At 71.3% G+C, this 2,499-nt stretch carries 1 protein-coding gene; it reads right to left on the reverse strand.

All coding sequences use genetic code 11. The features are described from left to right. Nucleotides 1-2,499 (reverse strand): pentapeptide repeat-containing protein (locus tag U9977_RS09830; RefSeq protein ID WP_322748918.1); only part of this gene is annotated, 2,499 nt, incomplete at both ends.

The following is a 2,499-nucleotide window of genomic DNA, read 5'->3' on the forward strand; positions in this document are numbered from 1 at the left end:
GAGGCGATCATGGTGCTGTCTGGGGAGAACCCCACCGACAACACCCAGCTGGTGTGGCCGGTCAGGGAACGTAGTTCGCGGCCGGTCGCGGTGTCCCACAGCCGCACCGAGTTATCATCACCCCCGGAAACAATCGTGGTGCCGTCCGGGGAGAACCCCACCGACGACACCGGGCCGGTGTGGCCGGTCAGGGTGCGTAGTTCGCGGCCGGTCGCGGTGTCCCACAGCCGCACCGAGCCATCCACACCCCCGGAGGCGATCATGGTGCCGTCCGGGGAGAACCCCACCGACAACACCCAGTTGGTGTGGCCGGTCAGGGTGCGTAGTTCGCGGCCGGTCGCGGTGTCCCACAGCCGCACCGAGCCATCCACACCCCCGGAGGCGATCATGGTGCCGTCCGGGGAGAACCCCACCGACCACACCGACCACACCGGTCTGGTGTGGCCGGTCAGGGTGCGCAGTTTACGGCCGGTCGCGGTGTCCCACAGCCGCACCGAGCCATCCACACCCCCGGAGGCGATCATGGTGCCGTCTGGGGAGAACCCCACCGACCCCACCCCGCCGGTGTGGCCGGTCAGGGTGCGCAGTTCGCGGCCGGTCGCGGTATCCCACAGTCGCACCGAGTTATCATCACCCCCGGAAGCGATTATGGTGCCGTTCGGGGAGAACCCCACCGACAACACCCCGCTGGTGTGGCCGGTCAGGGAACGCAGCTCGCGGCCGGTCGCGGTGTCCCACAGTCGCACCGTGCCATCCTCACCCCCGGAGGCGATTATGGTGCCGTTCGGGGAGAACCCCACCGACGACACCCGGTCGGTGTGGCCGGTCAGGGAACGTAGTTCACGGCCGGTCGCGGTGTCCCACAGTCGCACCGTGCCATCCTCACCCCCGGAGGCGATCATGGTGCCGTTCGGGGAGAACCCCACCGACCGCACCCGGTCGGTGTGGCCGGTCAGGGTGCGTAGTTCGCGGCCGGTCGCGGTGTCCCACAGCCGCACCGAGCGATCCTCACCCCCCGAGGCGATCATGGTGGCGTCCGGGGAGAACTCCACCGACAACACCCCGCCGGTGTGGCCGGTCAGGGAACGCAGTTCGCGGCCGGTCGCGGTGTCCCACAGCCGCACCGACCTATCCGCACCCCCCGAGGCGATCATGGTGCCGTCCGGGGAGAACTCCACCGACAACACCCAGCCGGTGTGGCCGATCAGGGAACGCAGCTGGCGGCCGGTCGCGGTGTCCCACAGCCGCACCGGGCCATCCTCACCCCCGGAGGCGATCATGGTGCCGTCCGGGGAGAACCCCACCGACAACACCCAGCCGGTGTGGCCGGTCAGGGAACGCAGCTGGCGGCCGGTCGCGGTATCCCACAGCCGCACCGAGCCATCCCCACCCCCCGAGGCGATCATGGTGCCGTCCGGGGAGAACCCCACCGCGTACTGCGGTGAGGCCGCCGACCGCAGCATCACCTGCGCGGAATCCCACCCGGCGACCGCCGCCGCGGCCAGCTCCGGCGCCTCCCGGACCGAACCGAGCTGGCCACCGAGAATCGCCGCCCGCGACCATCGGCTACCCGTCAGCACCGCGCCGGTCAGGTCCGTGTCGATGAAACGGGCACCCGTAAGATCCGCACCGGTCAGGTTCACCCCGGCGAACCCGGCACCGGTCACCCGCGCGCCCCGCAGGGACGCGCCGGTCAGGTCGGGCGCTCGCAGCGTCCCGCCGATGAGCTGGATGTCGTCGAGATCGGCGCTGCGGGCGATCAGCCCGTCTGCGCTGACGTCGCGGACCGTCGCGCCGGTCAGTTTCGCCCCGGACAGGTCCGCGCCGTCGAGCGCGGTCGCCGCCAGTGAGGCACCCGTGAGCACCGCGTCGCGCAGGTCGGCGCCGTGCAGATCGGCACGGTCGAGCCGGGCATCGGTCAGGTTCGCCTCCCGCAGATCAGCACCCCGCAGATCCCGACCGGAAAGATCATGGCCGGCAAGATCGGCGCCGGCCAGCTTCGCCCCCGTCCGCAGCCCGACGCCCAGCCGCCGCGCCACGACCACCGCGTTCGCCTTCGCCACCGCGGGTGTGTCCGGGTCGTCGACGGTGTCCTGCGCCCAGCGAGCCGCCGCGTCCCGGCCGGCCAGATCGGCGAAGAAATCCGCCATCAGCTCCGACATGCTCTGCGCCGCGAGCAGATCACCGGCCTGACCGGCCTGACCGGCCGTTGCGGCGAGCCGACGGGCCGCTTCGGCCGCGACCAGATACTCCATCACCGACCAGTGGATGAAGGAGAACCGGCCGTCGGCATCCCGGCGCAGCGCCGTACCCGAACCGAGCAGATGCGCGGTCTCGGCCGGAGTCAGGCCCCGCGGATCACGCATCGACCGGAGCACACCAGCGGCGATCTCGGTCAGCCTGGTCACATCGATGAACGCCTCGCCGTCCCGCCACATCGCCACCGCCAGCTCGGTGACGGCATCCTTCCGCTCGTCGACCGTCAGCTCCGGTGACCGC

The organism is Protofrankia sp. Cas8, assembly GCF_963555845.1.
Lineage (GTDB): Bacteria > Actinomycetota > Actinomycetes > Frankiales > Frankiaceae > Protofrankia.